Genomic DNA, 25,918 nt, shown 5'->3' on the forward strand with positions numbered 1-25,918 from the left:
CGGCAAGGAATGGGGCCGTGAAACCGAACTGGCCTACACCGTGCAGAGCGGCGCGCTGAAAAGCCTCAACGTGAAATGGCGCAACTCGACGATGCGCCGGGACTTCAATACCAATGAGTTCGATGAGAACCGCTTGATTGTCAGCTATCCGATCAGCTTGTTGTAAAGCGGCTGCGGTGGGTCTGCTGGTGTGGCGGCCGTGCCGCCGCTATCGCGAGCAGGCTCGCTCCCACAGGGGATTGTGCGGGTTCAGAATGCCAACTGAAGGGTTTGCTGGCCTTCGAGGCTGAGCAGGAACTGTTTGGCTGCAAGACCGCCGGCGAAGCCGGTGAGGCTGCCGGAGGTGCCGATGACGCGATGGCAAGGGGCAATGATCGAGATCGGGTTACGACCATTGGCCGCGCCAACCGCCCGCACCGCGGTCGGTTGGCCGATCTGGATGGCAATGTCGCGGTAGCTGCGGGTCTGGCCGAAGGGAATGGTCAGCAGCGCCTGCCAGACGCGGATCTGGAAGTCGGTGCCGACAAAATCCAGTTCCAGTTCGAAACGGCTGCGTTGGCCGACAAAGTATTCCGTGAGTTGGCGTTCGGTTTCCTTGAGGGTCGGGTGCTGGCTGTCTTCCTCCAACGGTCCCAGGCGTACCCGGTTGAGCCGTTCGTTCTCCCACAGGATGGCCGCCAGTTTGGTTTCCCGGGCGACGAGAATAAGTTGGCCGACGGGGGATGGGATGGTTGTGTAGAGGGGTAGCATTGGCGTCATTCCTGCTGACCTGTGACTGGCTTTTTGTGGCGTGGGGATTTATCCCCTCGCCACCAGTAGACCTCATTCAACCCAGCAACCCCAACGCCTTCGCTCGCGCTACGGCCTGGGTGCGGCGCTCCACGCCGAGCTTGCTGTTGATGTGGCTGGCGTGGGTCTTGACGGTGTGCAGCGAGATGAACAGTTGCTCGCTGATCTCCTGGTTCGAACAGCCTTGGGCGATCAATTGCAGCACCGCCCGTTCACGACTGCTGAGGGTTTCGACCGGAGCCGAGGGATCCGCCGCTTGAGCCGCCGCCAATGGCAAACGCTCAAGCAACTGCTCGCGTACATTGCTCGGCGCTGCTTGCAGCAGCTGTTCACGAAGCCATTCACGATGGTCCCCCAGCAGCCACTCGAACGGCTGCAACACACCGCCGCTGGCCGCTTCAAACGCCTGCGCCAGGGCGCGTCGCGCTTCGGGTTCGCGTCCAAGGCCCAGCAACAAGGCGACTTTCTGGTTCAACGCCATCACGCTGAGTATCTGCCGGCCCGTTTGCTGTCCATGTTCGAGCAAGGCATTGAGCCGTCCTTCAGCGAGCATCGGCTGGCCGCGGATGGACTCCAGCGACGCCTGTTGCAGTTCGACATGCAGCGGCAGTTGTGGGTGGAATTCCGGGGGGGCTGCGGCCCGTTCGCCCGTGTAGGTCTGCCCCAACCGCGCCAGCCAGGCCTCAGCCAGGTCGGTGCGGCCCTGGGCGAGCCAGAGCTCGCATTTGACCAGGGTGATCATCGCCAGGTAGTAGATCGGTGGCACATCCCAGATGTGCATCAGGCGCTCGGCTTCGGCCAGTTCGGCAAACGCCCGGGCGAATTCGCCGTTGTAACCTTCGATACGCGCGATCACGCAGTGGCCGAGCAACACGCTGATGTCGCGACAGGCGCGGGCCTCGGTGAGGCCGGCCTGCAAGCGCGTCAACCCGGCCTGGGGTTGCATGCGCAAGGTCAACAGGAAACCTTCATAGAGGATCAGCCGCGCCCGCACCGCGTAAAGCCGCTGGGGCGACAATTTTTGCAGACGTTGCAAGCCCTGGTGCACTTCATCCAGTGCCCGCTGGATCTCACCGCGGGCTTGCAGGACCCTGGCGCGATCGTAATGGGCCAGGGCCTCGAACAGCGGGTTGCCGACCCGCTGCGCCAGTTCCAGGGAATCGCGGTTCAGGGCACGGGCGCGCCACAGGTCTCCGTCGGCAATCGCCAGGTTCGACAACGTGGACAAGCACATCAGGCGTTGGCCGTAGCGCTTTTGCGGCAGGCTTTCCAGGGCTTCGCTGCAGTAGCGCACCGTGGCTTCGCGATCACCGCGGCCACGGGCGACGATCCCGCTCAACGCCAACCATTGGGCGAGCATGGATTTTTGTGCGGTGGCCGACGGCGCCGGCAGGAAGCGACTCAGATGCGCCGCCAGTTCTTCGGCAGCGTCCAGTTGGCAGGCCAGCCCCAACGCCCAGCTGTAGAGCACGATCAGTCGCGGGGTACTGATGAGCAGGCTGTCGGGCAAGTCCATTTTCCAGCGCAGCAGCATACCGACGTTCTGTTCGGCCAGCAGTTGCTCCTCCGAGAGGTTCTGCACCAGGTTCGCCGCCACGTCCAGATGCCCGGCCCGCAGCGCCTGCTCCACGGCTTCGTCGATCAGGCCCTGGGCGTTGAACCAGCGGCAGGCGCGCAGGTGCAGGGTCGCGGCCGGCACCATGGCCGGTGCACTCGGACGACTGCGCAGCAGATCGGAAAACAAGTGGTGATAGCGATACCAGTGGCCGTGCTCGTCCAGTGGCACCAGGAACACCTGATGGGCCGCCAGGTAGCGCAGGATCTCGGCGCTGTCATGGGCTTCGCGCACGGCGTCGCACAGCGCGCTGCAAAAGCGTTCCTGGGGCGCGGTGTCGTAGAGAAAGGCCTGTACTTCGGCGGGTAGGCAGTCGATGACCTCTTCGAGCAGGTAATCGCGAATCAGCCCTTCCCCGCCGTGCAGCGCCTGGGGCAGCAGGCCTTCGGTGCCGGCTTCGGCGGCAGCCAGCAACCAGAAACGCAGCCCGGCCACCCAACCCTCGCTGCGCTGGATGAGGTTTTCCAGGGCCTCGCCGCGCAACGAGCTGCTGTGATGCTGGAGCAGGGTCTGAGCCTCGTCATGGGTCAGGCGCAGATCCTGCTCACTCAGTTCAAGCAGTTGCCGCGACAGGCGCAGGCGCGCCAGGTGCCAGTCCGGGCGCTGCCGACTGGTGACGAGTACCAGCAAGCCATCGGGCAGGTGATTGAGGAAAAATTGCAGGCAGCGATCCAGCACCGGGCTCTGGGCCAGATGGTAATCGTCGAGCACCAGCAGCAACGGATTGCCGGACGAAAGATGGCTGGACAGTTCATCCAGCAGGCCATCGAGCCATTCTTCAAAGGCAAAGGGTTGATGGCGCTGGCGCATCTTCAGCAACCCCAGCGCCCGGCGGCCCAATTGCGGGTAGAACGCCTGGAGCCCTTCGAGCAGCCGCTCCAGGAAACGACCCGGATCGTTATCCCTGGCGCTCAACCCCAGCCAGAGGCTTTGCCAATGGGCCGGCAGCCCCTGGCAGAACTCCACCGCCAGGGAGCTTTTACCAAACCCGGCAGGGGCACTCACCAACAGCAGCCGGCCGCCAAGCCCCGCACTCAAACGCTCGCACAACCGCGGCCGCAAGACGTGTCCGTCGGGCAAGGGCGGGCGGTAGAAGCGCCCATCCTGGACCGCGATGGCTGCGCGGGCAGTATCCGGAAGTGAAGACAAATCAGTCATGGCCGGCTCTTGTTGAAAGGCGGATGGCGGCGTTGCAGATGTCCGCAGACTAGCGGTAAACGAGGAGGTATTGAAGGGAGTGCTACAAATGGCTACAAAAAGACTACACGTCGAGTGGCGCCCCAAATGCCGTTGTTGTGGGAGCAAGGCTTGCCCGCGATGAAAACAACCCGGTCTTTGCTGCATCGAGGCGCCTGTATCGCGAGCAAGCTTAGCTCCCACAGATTCCTTGCCACAGGTTTTGGGCGCAGCAAAAAAACGCCCCGAACCAGGTCGGGGCGTTTCTTCGAGGATGCGGCCTCGGGTAAAGCGTTTAGCGGATGCCGTCCTGACGCAGTGCGTTCGGGGTAAAGTCGGCGGTGGTGGCGGTGAAGCCGAAGTCGTAGGCCGATTTCTCTTCGTTTTTCATGCCCAGCGCCAGGTAGCGGCCGGACTGCAGGTCGTAGAGGGTTTCCAGGGCGTACCACGGCACTTGCTTGTCGTAGTAGTTCTCGGCATGGGCCTCGGCAACGCGCCACAGCTGGCCGCGACCGTCGTAATGGTCAATCACCGAAGCTTGCCAGGTGTCTTCGTCGATGAAGAAATCACGCTTGGCGTAGATGTGGCGCTGGCCTTCCTTCAGGGTCGCGGTCACGTGCCAGACACGGCGCAGCTCGTAGCGGGTCAGGTCCTGGTTGATGTGGCCGGCCTTGAGGATGTCGGCGTACTTGAGCTGCGGCGAATCGATCTTGTAGCTGTTGGCAGCAATGTACAGTTCCTTCTTGCCTTCGAGCTTCCAGTCATAGCGGTCCGGCGCGCCGTTGTACATGTCCAGGTTATCGGAGGTACGCAGGCCGTCGGCGGCCGTACCCGGGCCGTCATAGGACACTTGTGGTGCGCGGCGCACCCGGCGCTGGCCGGCATTGTAGACCCAGGCCGAACGCGGTTCCTTCACCTGGTCGAGGGTTTCGTGCACCAGCAGCACGCCACCGGCCAGGCGTGCCGGCGCCGTCACTTGTTGCTTGAAGTAGAACAGGATGTTGCCAGGGTTGGCCGGATCGAAATCCTTCATCTTGTCGCGGAACACGAACTGGTCGCGGAAATACACCAGGCTGTAGGAGCCATTGGGTTGCGGCGTGGCCTGGGTGACCAGGCGCGTCACGCTGCCGCCGCGGTAGCGGGTGATGTGGTTCCAGATCACTTCCACGCCGCTCTGGGGGATCGGGAACGGCACGGCCGTCTCGAAGTTCTCCAGGCCGTTGCCGCCGGACACCAGCTTGGTGTTGACCGCATTTTTCTTGATGGAGGCATACACCTCATCCGGCACGGTGGCGCCACGATGGGTCGGGTAGACCGGCATCTTGAAGGTTTCCGGGTAGCGCTTGAACATCGCGTACTGGCCCGGCGCGAGCTTGTCCTTGTACTGGTCGACGTTCTGCGCGGTGATGATGAACAGCGGTTTTTCACTGGCATAAGGGTCGGACAGGAAACCCTTGCTGTCCACGCTACCAGCGTTCTTGGCCATGGGTTTCCAGGCCGAGATAGAGCCATCGGCATTGCCGGCCATTTCGGCGCCCATCGGCGTCAGGCTCTTGCCCAGTTTGTCGGCTTCGGCGGCAGGCACTGCCGCCATGACACTGGCGGCCAGCAGGGATAGCCCCAACACGCCGACCTGCAACAGACTCTTTGTTATTTTCATAATGTGTCGTCCTGAAATACGGTGCTTAGAAGGTCACGCCGACGCTGAGCGCCAGGAAGTCGCGATCGTCCACGGTGCTGAAGTCGCCACCAAAGAAGTTGGTGTAGGCCAGGCTCGCGTTGTAGGTGTTCTGGTATTCGGCATCCAGCCCGAGGCTGACGGCTTTGCGGCCTTCTTCAAAGTTGCCGCCAGGGCCTGGCGAGTAGCCCTTGACGTCGTGGGACCAGGCCACGTTGGGCTTGAGGTTCACCCCGGCGAAGACATCCGGGTATTCCCAGATGGCGCGTGCGCGGTAGCCCCAGGAGGTGGCGGTGGTGAAACCGTCGTTGTTGCAGTTGCTGTTCACGTTGCCGATAGTCTGGCCGCCCCCTGCGGCCGTCGAGGTGTTGAGCGAGTTGCAGAAACCATTAGGCAGTTCGCCCGGACCAAACACCGGGTCACGGCCGTAGCGCGCCTCGGATTTGCTTTCCAGGCCGCCCACGTGGGTGACACCGACTTCGCCCACCAGGGTCAGGCGGCTGGCGCCCATGACCTGATCGAGAAAGTGCGTGAAGGTGGTCTGGAACTGGGTGACTTCCTTACGGTTATAGCCATGCAGGTCCTGGCCCGGCGTGCCCTGGAGCACCGAGGCATTGCCAAACCCGGGAAGCGGCGTCACGCCGGCAAAGAGAATATCAGTGGTGCTCAATTGCACCGGCGCATTCGGACGGTAGCTGAGCTCACCGCTCCACGCGGTGCCGGTCGGCAGCGTGGTGGAGAAGCTCAGGCCATAGAGGCGGATGTCTTCCGGGTATTCAACGAAGTAGTTGGAGTTACCCGCCACGATCAGAGGTCGCAGCGCCGCAATGGGCCCTGCGGTGTAGAACTGCTGCGCAGCGCCCTGGGCGCTGAAAATCGGCGCACGGCTGTGGTAGTTCATGAAGTAGGCACCGAACTCGGTGTCCAGCGGCTCGAACATGTACTTCATGGACGCGCCCCATTGGCCGCTGTCACGGGCATCGCGATCCGGGCCGCGACGCACCAGCACGCCCTCTTCATTGATGTCGACACCCTGGCCTTGAAGTATCGGGAGCACGACACCCGGAAGCGGAACGCTCGAACGCTTGTTCAACACCCGCAGGTTATTGGTGCAGCCATCGGCGATCACATCCGGCTGGGAGAAGAACGTGCCGCAGTTGTCGACCACGGTCTGGTCCCACTCCAACTGGTAGAAGGCCTCGGCCGACAGGTTGTCGGTCAGGCTCTGGGACACATAGAACATGTTGACCGGGATCAGGCCTTCCTTGATCTCGGCACCGGGGCGACGGAACGCGGACACGTCGACCGGGTTGATGGAGTTGATGCCGCCCTGGATGAAGGTGCTCTCACCCCAGCTGACCACCTGCTTGCCCAGGCGGACAGAACCCGGCTGATCGGCAATGGCATAGTTGTGGTAGACGAACGCATCGAGGATCTGCCCGCCGGAAGATTTGGCGCCTTCCTTGCGATTGTTATCGCTGATGTCTTTGAACTCGCGGTTTTCGTCCTTCAGTTCAAAGTCGTACCAGTACTTGCCACGGACAAAGACACCGGTATCGCCGTACTTCAGCTCCAGGTCGTGGATGCCCTTGAAGATCTTCGAGAAGGTTTCCCCACGCTTGAAGTTCAGGTGGCCGTCATCGGAGGTCTGTGACAAGCCCTTGCCGCCGTTGTTGACACCGATCAGGTCTCTGTTGGGCTTGGCCGTGGACCAGCTCGCGCCGACCGACAGGGACGAGTCGAACTGGCCTTCGATTTCACCGATGTTGAAACTGACGCCGAAAGCTGGCCCGGCGAGCGAAGAGGCGAGACTGACCGCCAGAGGCAGTTTTGCCCGGCGCCAGAACGTGGTTGCTGAGGTCATCGACGCTACTCCATGTGCATTATTGTTATGGCAGTGGGTTATTCACGAACACCTCGACGGCTGGGAGCGACAGGGCTCCGGTATCCGATGAGGTCGCATCGCTCTTTCGTGCGTGCGCCCCGTTCCTGAAAATCCGTCAGCGGACTATAGCCAGCAGGTAGTACGGCTTGATCCCTCTAAAGTGTGATTTGCAGCCCTCGACCACTCTGGAACGGTCCTTTCGCCAGGCCGACAGGTGTCGGCACGGCAAGGATGGCTGAAATTTGCGGTTTGACAAGGCAAGCGCTTGCTTGGTGGGGCTGCCGCGCCCTTTCGGGCACGGTAGAAACGCTCAAAGCGTCGAGAGGAAGGCGCTGTTGTTGCTCTGCCATTCGGTGATGTCGACGCGAATGCGCTTCTTGTCGAGTTTGCCGACGCTGGTCTTGGGAATTTCAGTAACAAGGGCGATCTGGCTCGGAATCGCCCACTTGCTCAAGTGCCCCAGTTCGACGAACGGCTTGAGGTGCTCCTTGAGTTCGCGTGCCCCGATCTGATGCCCTTCGCGAATCACCAGCAAGGCAAACGGCCGCTCGCCCCACTGCGGATCGGGAATCCCGACCACTGCTACTTCGCGTACCGCCACGTGACGGCTGATGAGGTCTTCAAGGTCCAGGGACGAGATCCATTCGCCACCGGTCTTGATCACATCCTTGATGCGATCGCGGATGTCGATCACACCCATGCTGTCGAGGGTGGCGACGTCCCCGGTGTGCAGCCAGCCGCCGGCCCAGAGCTCGGCGCCCTTCTGCGGTTCATTGAAATAACCTTCGGTGAGCCACGGCGCACGCAGCACCAGCTCACCTTGGGTTTCGCCATCGGCGGGCAGGAATCGGCCCTCGGCGTCGACAATCGCCGCTTCCACCAACGGCCCCGGCACACCGGCCTTGATCCGGTACGTGGTGCGTTCGTCCTCGCTGCCGGCCATCAGTTCTTCGTTGAGGTGGGCACAGGAGACCAAGGGACCGGTTTCCGACATGCCATAGGCGGCGGTGAGCTGGATCCCCTTGGCCTTGGCCGCTTCGTACAGGCTGCGGTTCAACGCGCTGCCGCCGATGACGATTTTCCAGCCGCCGAAATCGGTATCCTGGGCGCCCTTGGCGCTGAGGAGCATCTGCAGGATGGTCGGCACGCAGTGGGAGAAGGTGACCTCTTCCTTGCGCCATAGCCGCACCATGAATTCAGGGTCATAACGGCCCGGATAAACCTGCTTCAAACCGAGCATGGTCGCCACGTACGGCAGGCCCCAGGCGTGTACATGGAACATCGGCGTGATCGGCATGTAGACGTCGTTGGTGCCCAGCAGCCGCACGCTGTCGATCGACCCCATGATGGTCGACACGCCCAGGGTGTGCAGCACCAGTTGCCGATGGGTGAAGTACACACCCTTGGGGTTGCCGGTGGTGCCGGTGGTGTAGAACGTGGTGGCGACGGAGTTTTCGTCGAAATCCTGGAAGTCGTACGCGGGGCTGGCGGCGACCAGCAACTGCTCGTACTCCCCCACCAGGTTCGGCAGGTCGGCGGTTTTCTCCGGAAGGTCGGTCAGCAGCAGGGTCTTCTCGACCGTGGTCAGGTGTCCGGCAATAGCCTGGTACAAGCCGACGAACTCGCTGTTGACCAGCACGAAGCGGTCCTCGGCATGGTTCATGGTGTAGAGGATCTGCTCCGGTGACAGGCGCACGTTGATGGTGTGGATCACCGCACCGATCATCGGGATGGCGAACATGCATTCAAGGTAGCGATGACTGTCCCAGTCCATCACCGCCACGGTGTCGCCCGCCTTGACGCCGGCCTCGGTCAGGACATTGGCCAGCCGCGCGACCCGTTCGATCAGCGTCGGATAGCTGTAGCGCAACTGGTCGCGGTAAATGATCTCGCGGGTTTTCTCGTAACGGGCGCCGGACATCAGCAGCCGTTTGATCAGCAGCGGGTATTGATAAGCGCCTTCGGCTGGAGGAATAACGCGAGTCTGCAACATGGGAATCCCTTTTCTGACGGCACGGTCTTGGCTGAAAGCAAGCACTTTAGAGCGCTTATACACGGATCAAATCAGCCAAAGGGATGATTTGATCCGTGCGTAAATACTAGCCTTGAGCCATCTACGCGTCCGGTTTCCGAGCCTTTTGTACTAAACCTTGTCAGAATGGCGCTCAAAGGCGAGCATATGGCCTCGGTTTCTTTACAAAACCCATGGATGAATAAAGATTGCCACTCGGCCATTACGGAGAACAATGAGCATTGAATCAGGGCCCCCCCAGGCCACCGCGTCGCAGATGCCACCGTTGGTTTCGATCGTGGCTCCTTGCTACAACGCCGAGAAGTACCTGGAAGAGGCCATGCACAGCATCTTCGCCCAGGATTATCCGAACTTTGAAGTTATCGTGGTCGACGACGGTTCCACCGACAACAGCCTCGCAATGCTCCGGCACTTGCAGCAGACCTATGACTTCCAGCTCTATTCCCAGGCGAACCAAGGGGTCAGCGCCGCGCTTAATCATGGCTTGAAGTATGCCAGGGGCACATACGTGTCGACGCCCGACCTGGATGACGTGATGTTGCCTCATTCCCTGCGGGTCCGAGCCGATTACCTTGATCATCATCCCGAAACGGGTTGTGTCGGCGCGCTGATCATCTACATGAACAGCAATGGTCAGACCATCAAGGAGCAGCGGCGCACCAGTACCCAGATCTACACCTTCGATGACATCCTGCGCGAGGCGGTGGTGATCGGCGCACCTACCGCGCTCTACCGCATGAGCGCACTGCACAGCGCCGGTTTCTATGACCCGCTGCTTCGGGTCCAGGATTTCCAGATCACCCTGCGGATTGCCCACCAGGGCTATGAAATTCATGAGTTGCCCGTCAAGGTCACGCGCTATCGACGCCACCCCAACAATCTGTCCAGGAAGTACAAGCTGATGCTTGAGGCGGATCTGATGGCTATCGAGCCTTACCGTGACCACCCCGAATACGAATCGGCTCGCACGGTACTGATTCATAAGGCATTGAAGTACGCGGTGGTAGAAGACAAGAAAGAGGCGTGGCAGTTGCTGCGCAGCATTCCATGGCGCCACTGGAACAAGACCAGCTTGAGGCGCTTCAAGCGGCTGCTGCTGTCGCGCTCGACCGTGAGGTCCGGTTCGTGAAGTTTTTGCAGAAGCTCAAGGACCGCAGGACCCGAAAACACCTCAAACGTCTGGAAAAACTCGAGAGGGCCCCTGAAAAAATTCGCCTGCGCTATCCACGGTACGAGGTGGGCGTCGGAACCTATGGCATTCCGGAGGTGACCGAGTTCGGCGACGATACGCGGCTCAAGATCGGGTCCTACACGTCCATCGCCAACGGGGTAAAAATCCTATTGGGGGGTGGGCATCGCATGGACTGGGTCAGCACGTTTCCATTCCCGCTGATGATCGACGAGGCCAGGCATATCCCTGGCAGCCATCCGACCAAGGGCGACGTGGTGATTGGCAGCGACTGCTGGATCTGCGCCGAAGTGATGATTCTCTCCGGCGTCACCATCGGCCACGGTGCCGTCGTCGCCGCCGGCGCGGTGGTGACCCGCAATGTCGAGCCCTACGCCGTTGTCGGTGGCAACCCCTGCCGGTTCATCCGGTGGCGCTTCGAGGAGCCGGTGCGTCAGGCACTGCTCGCATCAGCCTGGTGGGAGTGGCCAATGGAGGAGGTCAAGGCTGTCGCGCCCTTGCTGTGCAGCGACGACATCGCGGCTTTCCTGGACTATGCCCGTCACCGCCAGGTCTGATCTGGGGCGGTCGCCCACTACACAAACGAGGGCAATCGGCGGCTTCAGTGCATCTCGGTGAACGCCAGCTTGACGCCAATGGCGATGAGCACCGCGCCCATGGTCCGGTCGAACCAGTGGCCCATGCGGGCGAAACCGGCACGCACCCGTTGCTGGCTGAACAACAGGGCCACCAGGCAGAACCAGACTGCAGTCGCGACCGCCAGGTACACGCCATAACCGGCCTGGACCGCCAACGGCGTGTGCGGGTTGATCACCACGGTGAACAGTGACAGGAAAAACAGTGTCGCCTTGGGGTTCAGGCCATTGGTGACGAAGCCTGCGGTGAACGCGCCGCGAGCGGTCCGCTCGCCGACTTCCTTGTGCAGGCTTTCCGAGGCCGGCTTGGCCGGTTGCGCCCGCAGTGCCTTGAAGCCGATGTACAGCAGGTACGCGGCGGCGGCCCACTTCAGCGCGTTGAACAGCACGATCGATTGCGACACGATCAGGCCGATGCCCAGCAGCGAATACCCCACATGCAGGAAAATCGCCGTGCCCACGCCCAGCGCCGTCCAGGTCCCGGCGCGTCGGCCATGGGTCACGCTTTCGCGCACCACCACGGCAAAGTCCGGCCCGGGACTTGCCACGGCCAGCAGGTGGATCAGGGCTACGGTGAGGAATTCGGCGAGGTACATGGGGGCTCCTTGTTGTTGAAATACCGTGGCGGGGAAGCTTGCTCCGCTCGAGTGCGCAGCGCTCCGTTGTTCTCAGGGCCGCTGCGCAGCCCAGCGCAAGCAAGCTCCCTCGCCACGGCTCGGCGTCATGCAACAGCTCATCTGATAGGCTCGCCACATTACGCCTTCAAGCCTCTTCATAACAGGTACAGCTGATGACAAACACCGCCCGCGCCGTTTTCCTCGACCACCCGTCTCTGGACCTCGGCGACCTGGACCTGAAACCGCTGCGTGATTGCTTCGACGACCTGCAATTGTTCGCCCGTACCACCTCGGACCAGGTAAGCGAGCGACTCAAGGGCGCCAGCGTGGCGATCACCAACAAGGCGGTGATCGATGCGGCCGCGATGGCCGCCAACCCTGGACTGAAGCTGATCCTGATCAGCGCCACCGGCACCAACAATGTCGACCTGGAGGCCGCCCGACGCCACGGCATCACCGTTTGCAATTGCCAGGGCTACGGCACGCCATCGGTGGCCCAGCACACGATCATGTTATTACTCAATCTGGCGACGCGCCTGGCCGATTATCAGAAAGCGGTGGGCAACGGTCGCTGGCAGCAGGCCTCGCAGTTCTGCCTGCTGGACTATCCGATTGTCGAATTGCAAGGCAAGACCCTGGGCCTGCTGGGCCACGGAGAACTGGGCAGCGCCGTCGGGCGATTGGCCGAAGCCTTCGGCATGCACGTGCTGCTGGGGCAGATTCCCGGACGCCCTGCCCGCTCCGACCGACTGCCACTGGACGAGCTGTTGTCGCAAGTCGACGCGCTGACCCTGCATTGCCCGCTCAACGAGCACACCCGCCACTTCATCGGCGCCCGGGAACTGGCCCGACTCAAACCCGGCGCCTTCGTGGTCAATACCGCTCGTGGCGGCCTGATCGACGAACAGGCCCTGGCCGAAGCGCTTCGCAACGGCCACCTGGGTGGGGCCGCCACCGACGTGCTGAGCGTGGAACCGCCGACCCAGGGCAACCCACTACTGGCTGGCGACATTCCCCGGCTGATTGTCACCCCCCACAACGCCTGGGGCAGCCGCGAAGCACGGCAACGGATCGTCGGGCAAATGACCGAAAACGCCTTGGGCTTTTTCAGCGGTACAGCGCGACGGGTCGTCAGTTGATAAACTGCTGCACTTTTTTTCAAGGAGAGACCATGGACCCGCGCAGTGAAGTACTGCTTCGTCAGGCCGAGTTATTCCAAGGCCCGGTGCTGCTGGCCGGCTTGCCCGCCGACGATCTGCTTGGCCGCCTGCCCGACGCCCATGGCTGGTGCTGGCACGCCGGCGACCAGGCTGCGCTGGACGCACGCTTTCCCGAGCGCAGTCACTTCGGCGTCAACGTGCCTGAACGCGCGTTCGACACCGCCGTGGTGTTTTTGCCCAAGGCCAAGGACCTCACCGATTACATTCTCAACGCCGTGGCGGCGCGCCTGGCCGGGCGCGAGGTGTACCTGGTGGGGGAAAAACGCAGCGGCATAGAAGGCGCGTCCAAGCAGCTCAACCCGTTCGGCAAGCCACGCAAGCTCGACAGCGCGCGGCATTGCCAGCTGTGGCAGGTCACCATCGCCAACGCCCCCGAGGCCAAGCCACTGGAGAGCCTGGCCCAGACCTACGAATTGTCTATGGCCGAAGGCCCGTTGACCGTCATCAGCCTGCCCGGCGTGTTCAGCCACGGTCGCCTGGATCGCGGCAGTGCACTGCTGCTCGAACACCTGGACAAGTTGCCCAGCGGTCATTTGCTCGACTTCGGTTGCGGCGCCGGTGTGCTCGGGGCGGTAGTCAAGCGTCGCTACCCGCACAACACCGTCACGCTGCTGGACGTGGATGCGTTCGCCGCCGCCAGCAGTCGCCTGACCCTGGCCGCCAACGGCCTGGACGCCGAAGTAGTGACCGGTGACGGAATTGACGCCGCGCCCATGGGTTTGAGCGCAATCCTGAGCAATCCGCCGTTCCATGTCGGCGTGCATACCGACTACTTCGCGACGGAAAATCTGCTGCGAAAAGCGGCAAAACATCTGAAAAACGGCGGCGAACTGCGCCTGGTTGCCAACAGCTTCCTCAAATACCAACCGCTGATCGAGGAACACTTGAGCATTTGCGCAATCAAGGCCGAAGGCCATGGTTTTCGCATCTACCGGGCCAAGCGCGGCTGAAACTTTTTTGGCAAACAGCACTTGCCCAATAGGATTTGCCTAGGCAGAATCCGCTCCGTCCTAGGGGAGTAGTCTCCCGCGAGCGCCCTGCTCGCCCGGCATACGTCAACATACTTGGTCAGCAGACCATGGCGTATGCGGCCCAAGCGTCCACGCAAATGGTCGTTGGGTTTGACAAGACCTATGACACGCACACCTTACCCGGGGCGGGAAGGCTGTACGTGTCATAGCCGTGTCGACCCGCCCCTTAGGAATCACCTGATGCTGGACTCTTTCCTCGTACCTACCGCCATCGTTGCGCTGGCCGAAATCGGCGACAAGACGCAATTGCTTGCGCTCATCCTGGCGGCGCGCTTTCGCAAACCCTGGCCAATCATCGCAGGCATCGTTGCGGCTACGCTCGCCAACCATGCGGCCGCCGGCGCGGTGGGGGCCTGGGTCGGGAATATTTTCTCGGATGCGGTGTTGCACTGGATCCTGGCGGCGAGCTTTGCAGCCACGGCGCTGTGGACCCTGGTCCCGGACAAGCTGGACGATGAAGAAGCCAACACCGGCCGCAAGTTCGGACCGTTCCTGACCACGCTGATTGCGTTCTTCCTGGCGGAAATCGGTGACAAGACGCAAATCGCCACGGTGATGCTTGCCGCGCAATACCCGGAGCTGTGGCTGGTGATCATCGGCACCACCCTGGGCATGCTGATTGCCAACGTGCCGGTGGTGCTGGCGGGCAATTTCGCCGCCGACAAACTGCCCCTGAACCTGATCCGCCGCCTGGCCGCCTCGGCCTTCTTCGTCCTGGCGGTCGTGGCGGTGTACAAGGCGATGCAGAGCAGCGGGTGGGTTTGAAGAGGTAGGCAAGCAGTTCCGTGTCATCGTTCATCGCGAGCAGGCTCGCTCTCACATTGGCCGCTAGTGCTCACACAACATGTGGTCACTGCCAATCTTCTGTGGGAGCGAGCCTGCTCGCGATGAGGCCAGTAGCCTCAATGCATGACGATGCTTACTTCTTGGCCTGCTGATAAAGCGGCATCACCTTCGGGATTGCCGCCTGCAGCGAGGCGATCCGGCTGCTTGATGCCGGGTGGGTGCTCATGAACTCCGGTGGCGACCCTTCCGATGCCTTGCTCATCTTGTTCCACAAGGTAATCGCGGCGTTCGGGTTGTAGCCGGCACGTGCGGCCAGTTCGAGGCCGATCAGGTCGGCTTCGTTCTCGTTGGCACGGCTGTTGGGCAAGGTCATGCCATAGTTGGCCACGGTGTCGGCCAGCGCCAGGCTGTCCTGGCCCAGGCCGAACAACGCACCGGCGCCCTGCTTGGCCATCTCGATGCCGTAGGCCTTGGACATCGCCTCACGTCCGTGTTCGCGCAGGGCATGGGCGATTTCATGGCCCATGACCGCAGCGATTTCATCGTCGGTCAACTTCAACGAGTCGATCAGTCCAGTGTAGAAAATGATCTTGCCGCCAGGACCACAGTTGGCGTTGAGCTCGTCGCTCTTGATCAGGTTCACTTCCCACTTCCATTGCGCCGAGTCCGGGCGGAACACCGGCGCCTGGGCGATCAATCGGTCGGCAATGGCCTGGACGCGCCTGGCTTCGCTGCTGGTCTTGTCCAGTACGCCCTGGGTGCTCGCCTCGCCCACGGTCTTCTGATAGGACTGGGCATACATCTGGTTGACCTCATCGGTCGACAACATGCTGAACATATACTGCTTGCGCTCCACGCCCACGGCCCCGCCGCTGGTGGTATTCACCGATTGGCAACCGGCGAGCAGCAGGCCCGCGCCCAGTACACTCACCATCAATGTCTTGTGCATATAAAAAGCTCCCTGGAAACGTGGGCGTATCCTAGGCGGTGATTTGTATCGGCGCCAGATACAGAGCGACGGATTACTGTTTTTTCGGAAAGGTCGCACTCCGTCCATTTGCGACATCCACGCAGCCAAAACAGTCATCCGACGAACTGTGTCTCATGTCCGAGCGCCGAAACGCCGATACAGCTTTCAGACGTCATCCCGCGTCCGGAGCCTTTATGAAATTCAAATCGATCCAGTTTTCCGTGGCCGCCCTGGCCGGCGCCATCGTTCTCAGCGTGGTCGCCGCCTTGGTGTTGTACGCGCTGTTTGCCGGCGCCCGCACCCAGGAGATGGTGCAACAACGGACCAAGGCGCAGTTCGAGCAACTCATCGAGCAGCGTCTCAGCGCCCTGGCCCGTACCCAGGCCAGCCTGATCCAACGGGAACTGGAAGCGCCGCTGCAACTCGCCAAGGGGCTTGCCACCACCAATGCGTTGATGGGCATGAAAGGCACGGACGGCAACCCGTCACTGAAGATGCCGCGCGAACAGATGATCAGCCTGTTGCGCGAAACCGTGGTACGCAATCCGAAAGTCCTCGGCGCCTACATCGCCTGGGAACCGAACGCCATCGACCATGATGACGCCAATTATGTGAACAGCCAGGTGCTGGGCATGGAAACCAATGGGCGTTTTCTGCCGTGGTGGTTTCGCAATCAGGACGGCACCTTGGGCCTGGAAAAACTCGCCGACGTAACCGACCAGAAACTGCTCTCCACCGGCATCCGCGCCAGTGAGTACTACCTGTGCTCCCAGGACAGCAGGAAAGCCTGCGTGATCGATCCGGCGCCCTACCGCGTCGGCGACACCATGACCATGCTCGCCTCGTTCATCGAGCCGATCATGATCGATGGCAAGTTCCAGGGCATTGTCGGCGCCGACCTGTCGGTGAACTTCATCCAGGACATGCTCGTCGCCGCCGACGGCAAGCTCTACAACGGTGCCGGGGAAATGGCACTGCTCTCCAGCAACAACCGCTTCGTGGCCTTCACCAAGGACCCGAGCAAACTCGGCGAAAAGGCCAGCGACCTGCTCGACGCCAGTGAACTGGATAACCTGGGCAAACTCGGCGCTGGCGAAGTGCGTTACAGCATCGATGAAGAACACGGGCATATCGAGGTGTACATGCCGTTCGGGATCGGTGAGACCAACGCCCGCTGGACGCTGATGTTGCAGCTGCCACTGGATGCAGTCATGGCCGACCTGCAAGCGTTGCAGAAAGACCTCGATCACCAGCGCCAGGCCGACATCTTCGGCATGGCGATGGTGGGCCTGGTGATTGCCGGGATCGGCTTGCTGGTGATCTGGCTGGTGGGCCACGGCATTGCCCGGCCGCTGAAGCAGATGGTGGCGATGCTCGACGATATTGCCCAGGGCGAAGGCGACCTGACCCGTCGCCTGGTGAGCGATCGCGCCGACGAACTGGGTTCGATTGCCCGGGGTTTCAACACCTTTCTGGGCAAGTTGCAGGGGATGATCACGCAAGTGGTGACTTCGGTGCAAAGCGTCAGCGATTCGTCGGAGCACACCGCCGATATCGCCATTCGTACCAACCAGGGCGTGCACAAGCAGATGTCGGAGATCGATCAGGTCGCCACCGCCGTGCAAGAAATGACCGCCACCGCCCAGGACGTGGCCCGCAATGCGACCCAGGCCGCGCAAGCCGCCAGTCACGCCGACCAGGCCGCCAGCCAGGGCATGCAGATTGTGCGGGACACTTCGACCTCCATCGGCGCCCTCGCCGTGGAAATCGGCAAGGCCGTGGGTGTGGTGCAGACCCTGGCCAAGGACAGCGAGAACATCAACGCGATCCTTACCGCCATCCGCGGGATCGCCGAACAGACCAACCTGCTGGCGCTCAACGCCGCCATCGAAGCCGCCCGCGCGGGTGAACAGGGTCGTGGTTTCGCCGTGGTGGCCGACGAGGTGCGCAACCTGGCGCAGAAGACGCAGCAGGCCACGGAGGAAATCCAGTCGATGATCCAACAGCTGCAACAAGGCACGCGGGATGTGGTGCGGGTAATGGAAGACAGCCAGCACCGCACCGATGAAAGCGTGCAGCACGCGGCAAAAGCGGCCCAGGCCCTGGAGACCATCACCCAGGCCGTGTCGGTGATCAATGACATGAACACCCAGATCGCCAGCGCCGCCGAGGAACAGAGCGCGGTGGCCGACGACATCAACCGCAACGTGATCAACATCGGCCAGGTGGCGAACGAAGTCGCAAGCGGCGCGGACGAGTCCAGCGCGGCCAGCGCCGGGCTGACCAAGCTGGCGGAACAGCAGCGGCGGCTAATCAATCAGTTCAGAGTCTGATCCGCAGCCGCCATCGCGAGCAGGCTCGCTCCCACAGGGGATTTGCACGGAACACACTTGCTGCAAACACCCGCAGCCAGTGTGGGAGCGGGCTTGCTCGCGAAGGCGGTGTGTCAGGCAATGCGATTCTGTCTGGGCTATTGCTTTCGCGAGCAAGCCCGCTCCCACAGGGGATTTGCACGGAACACACTTGCTGCAAACACCCGCAGCCAGTGTGGGAGCGGGCTTGCTCGCGAAGGCGGCAGTGGACGCACCACAGGCTTCAAGCCGGCGTCAGGCACTCCGGCCCATTGAGTTTCGGGTCGTTGACCATGTTCGCCAGCACCCGCTCGCGCAGTGTCGCCGGTTCGCTGGCGAGCAGGCCTTGCAAGACGTGCAGCGGCGTCTCGGGGTCGAGCCACAGGCGTTGGCCCTCTTCGTCCAGGATCAACGGCCGGCGCTGACCCGCTGCCGGCTGGGTGATCACCGCCGTGCTCAGCCACACCTGCTCCTGCACCGGATACGCTTCCCAAATCGCCGCAAAAAACAGCGACGAACCCTCGCCCGGCGTCAGCCAGTAAGGGCGCTTGCGCGTACCGCCGCGCCACTCGTAGAAGCCGTTGGCTGGCAACAGGCAGCGGCGCAGGCGCAAGGCCTCGCGGAACATCGGCTGCTCAGCCACGGTTTCGGCCCGGGCATGGGCCGGAGTGCGAGACAAATCGGTCAGCCACGGCGGCGTCAGCCCCCAGCGCGCCCGGGCCAGTTCGCGCTGGCCCTCGGCGCCGGCGCGCAACATCAGCACCGAATCGTTAGGCGAAATATTCCATTGGGCCTTCTGGTCGGCGGGAAAGCCGGGCAAGGCCGCGAAAGCGGGGTTCCAGCGAAACAGGGCATAACGTCCACACATGGGAGCAGCACGACTCTTGATAAAACGGCCGCCAGCCTAACAGACCAGCGTGCCGGGGTAGATCTGCGGTTCATCACCGGGCACTGGCATCGCGGCATTGTACGCAACGATCAGCTCGCGGGCGTATTGCGCCTGGTCATTCTCGACCGCCAGCCCCAGCAGGCCGTGCATCGGTAATTCCCCGGCGGCACCCACCAGGTCGCGGCCCAACACGTGCGCGGTGATGCCTTCGCTGGCGAGCATGCCTTGCAGCAACTCGCCTTCCATCAGGTTTTCCAGCTCGTAGATTCGTTGCATGGGCGCCCCCCATCAATCGTTTTCGCTAAAGACCTCGAGAAACCAATCCTCGTCATGCACTTGCAACTTAAACTTGATCGGTCGGCAACACACCTGACAGTCCTCAACATACTCTTGGTCCCCACCGGACAGATCCACGGACGTCTCGACCTCTTCGCCACAATAGGGGCAATCATAAAGTGCGGTTTCCAGCATCGCGGTCTCCCAGGTGACTTGTGCGTATAATCGCCGGTCTATTTGCAGGGCTATTTTCGTCTGGCTTATCTTCCAGGCCGTGCCCCGTCGTTTTTAGCGAACCTTTACTTACCCTAGCCGTTTCCAACAAGAGAGCATGATGGGCGAATTCGATGCCATCCGACCTTACGACGACAGCGAAGTCCCAGCGGTGCTGGCACGGCTGCTCGGCGACAAGGCGTTTCTAGATATCCTCACCCACTTCCGCTTCCCGCGCCTGGCCGGTGCTTTCGGCTGGATGCTCAAACCTCTTATAGCGCAAAGATTGCGTCGTGAGTTCGCCGGTGTGACCTCCGTTGCCACTTTGCAGGACAAGGTGGAGTTCTACGTCGACCACACCATCGAGCGCGCCACCGATGGCGTGACCTATACCGGAGTGGAGCAATTCAAGTCCGGCAGTGCGTACCTGTTCATCGCCAATCACCGTGACATCGTGATGGACCCGGCCTTCGTCAACTACGCCGTCTACCACGCCGGCCTGCCGACGCCGCGCATCGCCATTGGCGACAATCTGCTGCAAAAGCCTTTCGTCAGCGACCTGATGCGCCTGAACAAAAGCTTCATCGTGCACCGTTCCCTCACCGGGCGCCGGGAGAAACTGGCGGCGTATCAATTGCTGTCGGCCTACATCAACCACTCGATCCGCAACGACTGCGCTTCGATCTGGATCGCCCAGGCCGAGGGCCGGGCCAAGGACGGCGACGACCGTACCGAGTCGGCGATCCTCAAGATGTTCCACATGAGTCGCAAGGATGAACCGTTCGGCGAGGTGATCCAGTCCCTGAACCTCACGCCGGTGTCCATCAGCTACGAATACGACCCGTGCGATCAGGCCAAGGCCCGCGAGCTGTACATCCGCGCCACCACCGGTACCTACACCAAGGCACCCGGCGAGGACGATGTGAGCATTGCCACGGGCATTACTGGCTACAAGGGCCGGGTCCACGTGAACTTCGCCGCGCCGATCACCGAGCTGTTCGAGGACACCAAGCAATTGGCCCTGGAGATGGACCGGCAGATTCTCGGCGGCTATCGGTTGTTCCCGGTGCATTACCTGGCGTACGCCCAATGGGCGGAGGCCGACCCGCAATTGCAAGTGCCGACGGCGGCCGAGGTATTTGGCGCCGACGAACTGGCCAAGGCCGAAGAGGAATGGAAACGCCGGCTGGACGCTTGCCCGGTGGAACACCGACCGTACCTGGTGCTGCAATATGCGACGCCGGTGCGTAATCAGTATCGGGTCAAGGCAGGGTTGGCGCTGTAACGCCGCACACCTGGCGACGCAAAAGGAACGGAGCCCGGTGAACCTGTGGAGCAAGGCTTGCCCGCGATGAAAGCGACGCGGTCTTCTTCGGAAATCGAGGAGCCTGTTTCGCGAGCAAGCTTTGCTCCCACAGGTTCCGGCACCACAAGAGTATCCTCGCCGCCGGAAGTCTCAACTGATCTGCGTGCTGACCCACGACACCAGCAACGCCAGCGCCAGGCAGCCAAAACCGAACCGGTAGAAAAACCGGTTCATGCGCTGGGTCGCCAGGTCCAGCAGCGCTTCGAAACGTTCCTCGCCATCGCCGCTGCGCGTTTGCAGGCAGGCGCGGGCCCGCTGCTCACGGCGGCGCGTCGCATGCAGCACCCAGCCGCCCGGGCAGGCAAACAGCAGCGCGAGCAGGTTGATCAGTTTGGCGGGGTGGGCGGCGAACAACGAGAACAGATGCAGCGACATCACAACCTCAAGCGAGAAACGGACAGGACGCGCCCGGGACCTACGAACAGGGCGCGGATTCTACCGAAAGCGTGCCGGCCTGCACCGTTTTTTCCGACCTGTGGGGCAAGGCTTGCTCGCGCGCCGCTGCTGAGTATCAGATTAATGTCCCCCGTCACGGTTTCGTCATCTGGATAGGCCACCCTGTCGCCCTTCAAACCCGCGCGGACCCCATCATGCTTCACGCCGAAAACCAGGATCGTCTCTACCTCATCAGCCCGAGCGACGAACAGCAGAACCTCGTCGACAGCCTGTCCTTCAATGTGCAGGACCGACACTGGTTGGTGTATTGCGCCCTCGGCGGCCATCAACATGCCGACCTGCCCGAGGCCGATCTGCTGACGGGGATCAGTGTGCTGGAGTTGTATTCGCAGGCTGCATAAAACTGTGGGAGCGAGCCTGCTCGCGATGGCGGCGGCACATTCGACATCAATGTGACAGACAAACCGCTATCGCGAGCAGGCTCGCTCCCACAGGGTGTACTTCCTGAATGAGTTGAAATTTTACTCAGCCAGCACCTGACCAATCGTCGGGTCCTTGAACAGCCGGGTCAGGGCATCGCTCAACACGTCGCTGACCAGCTTGGTGTTGGTGTCCTGGTTCGGCGCCATGCCGAAGCGCTGGTCCAGCGAGGCACCGTAGCGACCGCTGTAGCGGCGGTTGGCGTTCTGCACGTCGGAGCGGAAGGTCGCGCCGATGGTGGCTTCGGTCACGTACATGCCTTCCTTGGGCGATTGGTACTTGAGTTCGGCCAGGGTCACGGTCAGTTGCGGTGCGTTCAATGCATTCGAGGTGGGAGTGAAGCCGAGCAGACGTACGGCAGCTTCAGCCTGGGCCTGCAACTTGGGCAGGATCTGCGCGCCCTGCACCGTGATCACGCTGGTTTCCGGGTACAGCCCGCCACGGGTGCCGAGCGTCGGCGACGGACGACCGTCCACGACCCGCACCACCACCGGCTGGCCACGCCCCACAGGCGCCAGCTGGGCATTGAGCTTGGGCTCCGGGCTAAGTTGTTGCGGGCTGTGGGCGCAGCCGACGAGGGTCAGACTGGTCACAGCGATCAAACCGAACAACAGGCGTTGCAACATGCTTCTCTCTCCAGAATCGGGCACACACAGGCCGGCAGTATAGCGGTGCGCTCCGCCTCGGAACCAGCACCGGACGATGAATACTGAAATGTCTGACACGAGCCAGGAATAGCGGTTCCTGTCACCCCTTTGTCACGGTCCTTACACCGGCATGTCATGGCTCGCTGTCAGGCTTGTTCCAAGCTCCCTGACCCGGTATCCGATCATGCGCTTTCTTATTTCCCTGTTTACCCCACGTCCTCACCACCGCAGCTTCGCCCTGCTGGACGGCAATGGTCGCTGCCAGGCATTCAAGCAGTGCAGCCTGCAACCGATGGGGGAAGGCTGGGTGGAAATCGAAGAGATCCGTCTCAACTGGCTGCACCAGCCACTGCCCGCCAGTGCCCGCGTGCAACCGGTTCGGGCTCGCGCACGCAGCCGGCAACTGTTGACCATCTGACCGGACGGCTAATAAAAGTCATTAAACACGACCATTTCCCTGCGTTTCTTCGATACAATCTCCCCCCGATTATAAGGACGTCTCCTGATCGGGCCTCGCAACACCGCTGATGCGCTGGTATTGGCACCCCGCACCGCCCACAGAGAGCCGCCCACACAGATCGAGTGAAGCTGGCGCGCTTGCTGTTTCTCAAGCCATTCCCCACTTTTCGCGAATCTGCAGAGCTGTCATTACGCTCGGTCACTGAGCTGTCTGCCCGTTTTGCCTGTCATGTATTACATGGGGGCGACCAAACCGGGCACGGTGCCAGGCTGGGACAGCCCTTTTTTGAGGTTCACGTCTTCAAAAGAGCGTGAAAAAACGGGTTTTCACAACTTCACGAGAGTGTGGCGAGCAAATGAAGAGTTTTGCGTCTGAACAAGCACCATTGGCGTCTGAAACAGCCCAACGACACAGGACCGGATATCGCTCAAGAACCGGCGCCTGAAGCCTGTCCGCTACGGATTTGGTTGCACGAACGGATGTCTCGGCCATAAGTCGAATTGCCTGCCCGGCGCTTAAATGAGTTCATGTGACTCTTGAGGCCAGGCTGCATGCATCCGCAGTAGTTGCGAAAAATTGCGAAGATTCGGACATGGCGATCCTGGCCATGGGTACCTGGGGCACAACCAACCGGCCCCGCCACTCCTGGCCGCTATGCCGACAATTTGGTGCTGCAGATTTTGGAGACGCGTTAAATGGCGCATAACGAAGCAGTCGATGTAGTTCTGGTAGGGGCCGGCATCATGAGTGCCACCCTGGCCGTGCTGCTCAAGGAGCTCGACCCCGCGATCTCGCTGGAAGTCGTCGAGCTGATGGATTCCGGTGCCGCCGAGAGTTCCAACCCGTGGAACAACGCCGGCACCGGTCATGCCGGGCTGTGTGAGCTCAACTACACGCCCCAGGCCGCCGACGGCAGTGTCGACATCAAGAAAGCCGTACACATCAACACCCAGTTCGAGGTGTCGAAGCAGTTCTGGACGTACCTGACCAAAAAGGGCACGTTCGGCTCGTCCAGGTCCTTCATCGCCCCGGTGCCGCACCTGAGCTTCGTCCAGGGTGAAAAGGGCGTGTCGTTCCTGAAGAAACGCTTCGAACTGCTGAGCAGGCATCATGCCTTCGCGGATATGGAATACACCGAAGACAAGGCCCAGATGGCCGAGTGGATGCCGCTGATGATGCCGGGGCGTCCGGCCGACGAAGTCATCGCCGCCACCCGCGTCATGAACGGCACCGACGTCAACTTCGGCGCCCTGACCAATCAACTGCTCAAGCACCTGACCAGCGCTCCCGACACCCAGGTCAAGTACTGCAAGCGCGTCACCGGCCTCAAGCGCAACGGCAGTGGCTGGACCGTGAGCATCAAGGACGTCAATTCGGGCAGCAGCCGCGAAGTCGAGGCGAAGTTCGTCTTCCTTGGCGCCGGCGGCGCGGCGTTGCCACTGCTGCAAGCGTCGGGCATCGAGGAAAGCAAAGGCTTCGGCGGCTTCCCGGTCAGCGGCCAGTGGCTGCGTTGCGACAACCCGGACGTGGTCAAGCATCACCAGGCCAAGGTCTATAGCCAGGCCGCGGTGGGTTCGCCGCCGATGTCGGTGCCGCACCTGGACACCCGCGTGGTCGATGGCAAGAAATCCCTGCTGTTCGGCCCCTACGCCGGTTTCACCACCAAGTTCCTCAAGCATGGCTCGATCATGGACCTGCCGCTGTCGGTACGCGCCGGCAACATTGGCCCGATGCTGGCCGTGGCCCGCGACAACATGGACCTGACCAAGTACCTGATCAGCGAAGTGATGCAGTCCATGGAGCAACGGCTGGAATCCCTGCGCCGCTTCTACCCCGAGGCGAAAGCCGAGGACTGGCGCCTGGAAGTGGCCGGCCAACGGGTGCAGATCATCAAGAAAGACCCGAAGAAAGGCGGCATCCTGCAGTTCGGCACCGAACTGGTGGCGGCCAAGGACGGCAGCCTCGCCGCCCTGCTCGGCGCATCGCCAGGCGCCTCGGTAACCGTTTCGATCATGCTGGAACTGATCGAGCGCTGCTTCCCGGACAAAGCCAAGGGCGAGTGGGCCAGCAAGCTCGCGGAGATCTTCCCGGCCCGGGAAAAAGTGCTGGAAACCGATGCGGCGCTGTATCGCAAGATCAACACGCAGAACAACATCGCGTTGGAGCTGGTTGAAGAAAGCAGCGAGACTCAAAGCTACGCTTGATGCTCGGCGCTAAAAAAAACGCCCCGTTCTTTTCCGAGAGCGGGGCGTTTTTTTTTATGAGCAGACTCTGCTGTGGCGAGGGCGCTTGCTCCCGTTGGCCTGCAAGGCAGGCCTCGGTTCAATCAACCACGCGCCTTGTTGATCAGCTCGATGTATTCCTCGGCATTGCGCTGGTCCTGGATCAACGCAACGAAATCGTTGCCGTGTTCGTCCCTGCCATTGAGGTCATGGCCGGCTTCGACGAAGAAGGTCAGGAAGCGCTCGAAATCGTCGACCCGCAGGCCACGGTAGGCCTTGATCAGTTTATGCAACGACGGTGAAGTGGCATCGACCGGTTCGAAATTGAGGAACAGTTTGATCTGCTCGTCGCCAATCTCGTCGCCAATCACTTGTTTCTTGTCTTTACGCATTGCCGGCTCCAACTCGCACAATTCACGGGGCGGGCAGTTTACCCCCGGCAGGCCCCGGGGCTCAACGCAGGCGTTCGGCCCCGGTGTGCAGGTCGGCCCAGATATGGCCATTGGCATAGGTGAGGAATTGCACGTATACGGTGTTGTTGCGCAACAGATCGATGACCACACGGTACTGGGCCTGTGGATAAGACAGAGTCAGGGTCTTGCTGGCTTCGTCGAACACCGGCTTCTTCAGACTTTTGCTTTCGCCGTCGAAATTGAGAATCACCTGGTTGATGCCAGCGCCCTTGTTCAGCGGTTTGCCCTTGAGGCGCACCAGCAAGGGCGACGTAACCGGGATCGGTTGCTGGTTGGACAAACGCTGATTACCCAACACCACCGAATACTCGGTGACTTGCAGCAGTTGCTGCTGCTCGGGCTGCTCCTGGCGCGCCACCAGGTCATCGGGCGGCAGGAATTGGCTGTGCATCGGCGCAGCCACGACCGCCAACGGCAGGCTGGATATCAACAGCGCAACGGTGCAACGGCGGATCGATACACGCATGACAAGCTCCGGGGTCGTGGCCGAGCACTCTAGCATGGGCGCGGGGCAAAACCGTG

At 61.7% G+C, this 25,918-nt stretch carries 25 protein-coding genes, 1 pseudogene and 1 riboswitch; of the genes and pseudogenes, 12 read left to right on the forward strand and 14 right to left on the reverse strand.

Features of this window, described 5'->3' with window-relative positions:
- Positions 1 to 166: OprD family outer membrane porin (locus tag J7E36_RS16775; protein ID WP_215005174.1), on the forward strand; the 166-nt coding region annotated here is incomplete at its 5' end.
- Between the two features lie 83 nt (positions 167 to 249).
- On the opposite strand, the gene J7E36_RS16780 is transcribed toward J7E36_RS16775, so the two are convergent.
- The 5 genes from J7E36_RS16780 to J7E36_RS16800 form a co-directional block, all read right to left on the reverse strand.
- Positions 250 to 750: a methylated-DNA--[protein]-cysteine S-methyltransferase gene (locus tag J7E36_RS16780; protein WP_215004952.1), complete on the reverse strand. Its 501-nt coding sequence runs from the start codon at positions 748 to 750 to the stop codon at positions 250 to 252.
- 76 nt (positions 751 to 826) lie between these two features.
- Complete coding sequence (locus tag J7E36_RS16785; RefSeq protein WP_215004955.1) at positions 827 to 3,562, reverse strand: LuxR C-terminal-related transcriptional regulator; 2,736 nt, start codon at positions 3,560 to 3,562, stop codon at positions 827 to 829.
- 313 nt (positions 3,563 to 3,875) lie between these two features.
- Positions 3,876 to 5,240, reverse strand: a complete 1,365-nt coding sequence (locus tag J7E36_RS16790; RefSeq protein ID WP_215004957.1) for a DUF1329 domain-containing protein — start codon at positions 5,238 to 5,240, stop codon at positions 3,876 to 3,878.
- A gap of 25 nt (positions 5,241 to 5,265) precedes the next feature.
- The gene (locus J7E36_RS16795) at positions 5,266 to 7,122 is read right to left on the reverse strand and encodes a DUF1302 domain-containing protein (protein ID WP_215004960.1); all 1,857 of its coding nucleotides are present in this window, start codon (positions 7,120 to 7,122) and stop codon (positions 5,266 to 5,268) included.
- A gap of 331 nt (positions 7,123 to 7,453) precedes the next feature.
- Entirely contained in the window at positions 7,454 to 9,136 is a 1,683-nt protein-coding gene (locus tag J7E36_RS16800) for a fatty acid--CoA ligase (protein ID WP_215004963.1), read from the reverse strand.
- 253 nt (positions 9,137 to 9,389) lie between these two features.
- Here J7E36_RS16800 and J7E36_RS16805 point away from each other — a divergent pair, with 253 nt between their 5' ends.
- Together J7E36_RS16805 and J7E36_RS16810 are read left to right on the forward strand one after the other, a co-directional pair.
- Positions 9,390 to 10,304 carry a glycosyltransferase family 2 protein gene (locus J7E36_RS16805; RefSeq protein ID WP_215004965.1) on the forward strand — a complete coding sequence of 305 codons (915 nt, stop codon included), beginning with the start codon at positions 9,390 to 9,392 and terminating at the stop codon, positions 10,302 to 10,304.
- The gene (locus J7E36_RS16810) at positions 10,301 to 10,921 is read left to right on the forward strand and encodes a CatB-related O-acetyltransferase (protein WP_215004969.1); all 621 of its coding nucleotides are present in this window, start codon (positions 10,301 to 10,303) and stop codon (positions 10,919 to 10,921) included. Before J7E36_RS16805 ends, J7E36_RS16810 begins: the two co-directional genes overlap by 4 nt.
- A gap of 44 nt (positions 10,922 to 10,965) precedes the next feature.
- Here J7E36_RS16810 and J7E36_RS16815 read toward each other — a convergent pair whose 3' ends face one another.
- Positions 10,966 to 11,595, reverse strand: coding sequence for a LysE family translocator (locus tag J7E36_RS16815; protein WP_215004972.1), 630 nt, complete (start codon positions 11,593 to 11,595; stop codon positions 10,966 to 10,968).
- Positions 11,596 to 11,789: 194 nt separating this feature from the next.
- Between J7E36_RS16815 and J7E36_RS16820 the strand changes: the two genes are divergently transcribed.
- The 3 genes from J7E36_RS16820 to J7E36_RS16830 all read left to right on the forward strand — a co-directional run bounded on the left by J7E36_RS16820 (position 11,790) and on the right by J7E36_RS16830 (position 14,632).
- Positions 11,790 to 12,755 carry a 2-hydroxyacid dehydrogenase gene (locus J7E36_RS16820; protein ID WP_215004974.1) on the forward strand — a complete coding sequence of 322 codons (966 nt, stop codon included), beginning with the start codon at positions 11,790 to 11,792 and terminating at the stop codon, positions 12,753 to 12,755.
- 32 nt (positions 12,756 to 12,787) lie between these two features.
- Positions 12,788 to 13,786: a class I SAM-dependent methyltransferase gene (locus tag J7E36_RS16825; protein ID WP_215004977.1), complete on the forward strand. Its 999-nt coding sequence runs from the start codon at positions 12,788 to 12,790 to the stop codon at positions 13,784 to 13,786.
- A 50-nt stretch (positions 13,787 to 13,836) separates the two neighbouring features.
- A riboswitch (yybP-ykoY riboswitch) is annotated at positions 13,837 to 13,959 on the forward strand.
- An 88-nt stretch (positions 13,960 to 14,047) separates the two neighbouring features.
- Positions 14,048 to 14,632 (forward strand): TMEM165/GDT1 family protein, encoded by a 585-nt coding sequence (locus J7E36_RS16830; protein ID WP_215004980.1) that lies wholly within the window; start codon positions 14,048 to 14,050, stop codon positions 14,630 to 14,632.
- 154 nt (positions 14,633 to 14,786) lie between these two features.
- Here the strand turns inward: J7E36_RS16830 and J7E36_RS16835 are convergent, their stop codons facing one another.
- Positions 14,787 to 15,602, reverse strand: coding sequence for a M48 family metallopeptidase (locus tag J7E36_RS16835; RefSeq protein ID WP_215004983.1), 816 nt, complete (start codon positions 15,600 to 15,602; stop codon positions 14,787 to 14,789).
- Positions 15,603 to 16,903: 1,301 nt separating this feature from the next.
- On the opposite strand from J7E36_RS16835, the pseudogene J7E36_RS25595 reads away from it, so the two are divergent.
- Positions 16,904 to 17,098 (forward strand): annotated as a pseudogene (locus tag J7E36_RS25595) (HAMP domain-containing protein); the annotation flags it as partial.
- Positions 17,099 to 17,212: 114 nt separating this feature from the next.
- Complete coding sequence (locus J7E36_RS25600) at positions 17,213 to 17,956, forward strand: methyl-accepting chemotaxis protein (RefSeq protein ID WP_435304180.1); 744 nt, start codon at positions 17,213 to 17,215, stop codon at positions 17,954 to 17,956.
- 262 nt (positions 17,957 to 18,218) lie between these two features.
- Here the strand turns inward: J7E36_RS25600 and J7E36_RS16845 are convergent, their stop codons facing one another.
- From J7E36_RS16845 to J7E36_RS16855, 3 genes are read right to left on the reverse strand one after another with little or no spacing between them, the layout of a single operon-like run.
- Positions 18,219 to 18,842 (reverse strand): SOS response-associated peptidase, encoded by a 624-nt coding sequence (locus J7E36_RS16845; protein WP_215004988.1) that lies wholly within the window; start codon positions 18,840 to 18,842, stop codon positions 18,219 to 18,221.
- Positions 18,843 to 18,878: 36 nt separating this feature from the next.
- On the reverse strand, positions 18,879 to 19,139 hold the full coding sequence (locus J7E36_RS16850) for a putative signal transducing protein (RefSeq protein ID WP_215004991.1): 261 nt from the start codon (positions 19,137 to 19,139) through the stop codon (positions 18,879 to 18,881).
- Between the two features lie 12 nt (positions 19,140 to 19,151).
- Entirely contained in the window at positions 19,152 to 19,334 is a 183-nt protein-coding gene (locus tag J7E36_RS16855) for a CPXCG motif-containing cysteine-rich protein (RefSeq protein WP_215004994.1), read from the reverse strand.
- A gap of 136 nt (positions 19,335 to 19,470) precedes the next feature.
- On the opposite strand from J7E36_RS16855, the gene J7E36_RS16860 reads away from it, so the two are divergent.
- A complete protein-coding gene (locus tag J7E36_RS16860) occupies positions 19,471 to 20,637 on the forward strand; it encodes a 1-acyl-sn-glycerol-3-phosphate acyltransferase (protein WP_215004997.1) in 1,167 nt (388 codons plus the stop codon).
- A gap of 171 nt (positions 20,638 to 20,808) precedes the next feature.
- Here the strand turns inward: J7E36_RS16860 and J7E36_RS16865 are convergent, their stop codons facing one another.
- Positions 20,809 to 21,093 carry a hypothetical protein gene (locus J7E36_RS16865; RefSeq protein WP_215005000.1) on the reverse strand — a complete coding sequence of 95 codons (285 nt, stop codon included), beginning with the start codon at positions 21,091 to 21,093 and terminating at the stop codon, positions 20,809 to 20,811.
- 215 nt (positions 21,094 to 21,308) lie between these two features.
- On the opposite strand from J7E36_RS16865, the gene J7E36_RS16870 reads away from it, so the two are divergent.
- Entirely contained in the window at positions 21,309 to 21,515 is a 207-nt protein-coding gene (locus tag J7E36_RS16870; RefSeq protein WP_215005003.1) for a hypothetical protein, read from the forward strand.
- A gap of 120 nt (positions 21,516 to 21,635) precedes the next feature.
- Here the strand turns inward: J7E36_RS16870 and J7E36_RS16875 are convergent, their stop codons facing one another.
- Positions 21,636 to 22,220, reverse strand: a complete 585-nt coding sequence (locus J7E36_RS16875) for a YajG family lipoprotein (protein WP_215005007.1) — start codon at positions 22,218 to 22,220, stop codon at positions 21,636 to 21,638.
- Between the two features lie 205 nt (positions 22,221 to 22,425).
- Here J7E36_RS16875 and J7E36_RS16880 point away from each other — a divergent pair, with 205 nt between their 5' ends.
- Complete coding sequence (locus J7E36_RS16880; RefSeq protein ID WP_215005010.1) at positions 22,426 to 22,659, forward strand: hypothetical protein; 234 nt, start codon at positions 22,426 to 22,428, stop codon at positions 22,657 to 22,659.
- Positions 22,660 to 23,396: 737 nt separating this feature from the next.
- Positions 23,397 to 24,905 (forward strand): malate dehydrogenase (quinone), encoded by a 1,509-nt coding sequence (mqo, locus tag J7E36_RS16885; protein WP_215005014.1) that lies wholly within the window; start codon positions 23,397 to 23,399, stop codon positions 24,903 to 24,905.
- A 122-nt stretch (positions 24,906 to 25,027) separates the two neighbouring features.
- Here the strand turns inward: mqo and J7E36_RS16890 are convergent, their stop codons facing one another.
- Positions 25,028 to 25,315 (reverse strand): PA4642 family protein, encoded by a 288-nt coding sequence (locus J7E36_RS16890; protein ID WP_215005018.1) that lies wholly within the window; start codon positions 25,313 to 25,315, stop codon positions 25,028 to 25,030.
- 61 nt (positions 25,316 to 25,376) lie between these two features.
- Positions 25,377 to 25,862: a hypothetical protein gene (locus J7E36_RS16895; protein WP_215005021.1), complete on the reverse strand. Its 486-nt coding sequence runs from the start codon at positions 25,860 to 25,862 to the stop codon at positions 25,377 to 25,379.
- Between the last annotated feature and the right edge of the window lie 56 nt (positions 25,863 to 25,918).

The organism is Pseudomonas fluorescens (assembly GCF_018614775.1).
Classification (GTDB): domain Bacteria; phylum Pseudomonadota; class Gammaproteobacteria; order Pseudomonadales; family Pseudomonadaceae; genus Aquipseudomonas; species Aquipseudomonas fluorescens_BY.

Excerpts from the sequence above, each read along its gene's own strand:
- J7E36_RS16875 (WP_215005007.1), bottom strand. The coding sequence starts at position 22,220 with ATGTTGCAACGCCTGTTGTTCGGTTTGATCGCTGTGACCAGTCTGACC.
- J7E36_RS16780 (WP_215004952.1), bottom strand. The coding sequence starts at position 750 with ATGCTACCCCTCTACACAACCATCCCATCCCCCGTCGGCCAACTTATT.
- J7E36_RS16820 (WP_215004974.1), top strand. The coding sequence starts at position 11,790 with ATGACAAACACCGCCCGCGCCGTTTTCCTCGACCACCCGTCTCTGGAC.
- J7E36_RS16800 (WP_215004963.1), bottom strand. The coding sequence starts at position 9,136 with ATGTTGCAGACTCGCGTTATTCCTCCAGCCGAAGGCGCTTATCAATAC.
- J7E36_RS16850 (WP_215004991.1), bottom strand. The coding sequence starts at position 19,139 with ATGCAACGAATCTACGAGCTGGAAAACCTGATGGAAGGCGAGTTGCTG.
- J7E36_RS16865 (WP_215005000.1), bottom strand. The coding sequence starts at position 21,093 with ATGTCGCTGCATCTGTTCTCGTTGTTCGCCGCCCACCCCGCCAAACTG.
- J7E36_RS16830 (WP_215004980.1), top strand. The coding sequence starts at position 14,048 with ATGCTGGACTCTTTCCTCGTACCTACCGCCATCGTTGCGCTGGCCGAA.
- J7E36_RS16785 (WP_215004955.1), bottom strand. The coding sequence starts at position 3,562 with ATGACTGATTTGTCTTCACTTCCGGATACTGCCCGCGCAGCCATCGCG.
- J7E36_RS16845 (WP_215004988.1), bottom strand. The coding sequence starts at position 18,842 with ATGTGTGGACGTTATGCCCTGTTTCGCTGGAACCCCGCTTTCGCGGCC.
- J7E36_RS16855 (WP_215004994.1), bottom strand. The coding sequence starts at position 19,334 with ATGCTGGAAACCGCACTTTATGATTGCCCCTATTGTGGCGAAGAGGTC.
- J7E36_RS16795 (WP_215004960.1), bottom strand. The coding sequence starts at position 7,122 with ATGACCTCAGCAACCACGTTCTGGCGCCGGGCAAAACTGCCTCTGGCG.
- J7E36_RS16890 (WP_215005018.1), bottom strand. The coding sequence starts at position 25,315 with ATGCGTAAAGACAAGAAACAAGTGATTGGCGACGAGATTGGCGACGAG.
- J7E36_RS16815 (WP_215004972.1), bottom strand. The coding sequence starts at position 11,595 with ATGTACCTCGCCGAATTCCTCACCGTAGCCCTGATCCACCTGCTGGCC.
- J7E36_RS16825 (WP_215004977.1), top strand. The coding sequence starts at position 12,788 with ATGGACCCGCGCAGTGAAGTACTGCTTCGTCAGGCCGAGTTATTCCAA.
- J7E36_RS16860 (WP_215004997.1), top strand. The coding sequence starts at position 19,471 with ATGATGGGCGAATTCGATGCCATCCGACCTTACGACGACAGCGAAGTC.
- J7E36_RS25600 (WP_435304180.1), top strand. The coding sequence starts at position 17,213 with ATGTCGGAGATCGATCAGGTCGCCACCGCCGTGCAAGAAATGACCGCC.
- J7E36_RS16835 (WP_215004983.1), bottom strand. The coding sequence starts at position 15,602 with ATGCACAAGACATTGATGGTGAGTGTACTGGGCGCGGGCCTGCTGCTC.
- J7E36_RS16880 (WP_215005010.1), top strand. The coding sequence starts at position 22,426 with ATGCGCTTTCTTATTTCCCTGTTTACCCCACGTCCTCACCACCGCAGC.
- J7E36_RS16805 (WP_215004965.1), top strand. The coding sequence starts at position 9,390 with ATGAGCATTGAATCAGGGCCCCCCCAGGCCACCGCGTCGCAGATGCCA.
- J7E36_RS16870 (WP_215005003.1), top strand. The coding sequence starts at position 21,309 with ATGCTTCACGCCGAAAACCAGGATCGTCTCTACCTCATCAGCCCGAGC.
- J7E36_RS16895 (WP_215005021.1), bottom strand. The coding sequence starts at position 25,862 with ATGCGTGTATCGATCCGCCGTTGCACCGTTGCGCTGTTGATATCCAGC.
- J7E36_RS16790 (WP_215004957.1), bottom strand. The coding sequence starts at position 5,240 with ATGAAAATAACAAAGAGTCTGTTGCAGGTCGGCGTGTTGGGGCTATCC.
- mqo (WP_215005014.1), top strand. The coding sequence starts at position 23,397 with ATGGCGCATAACGAAGCAGTCGATGTAGTTCTGGTAGGGGCCGGCATC.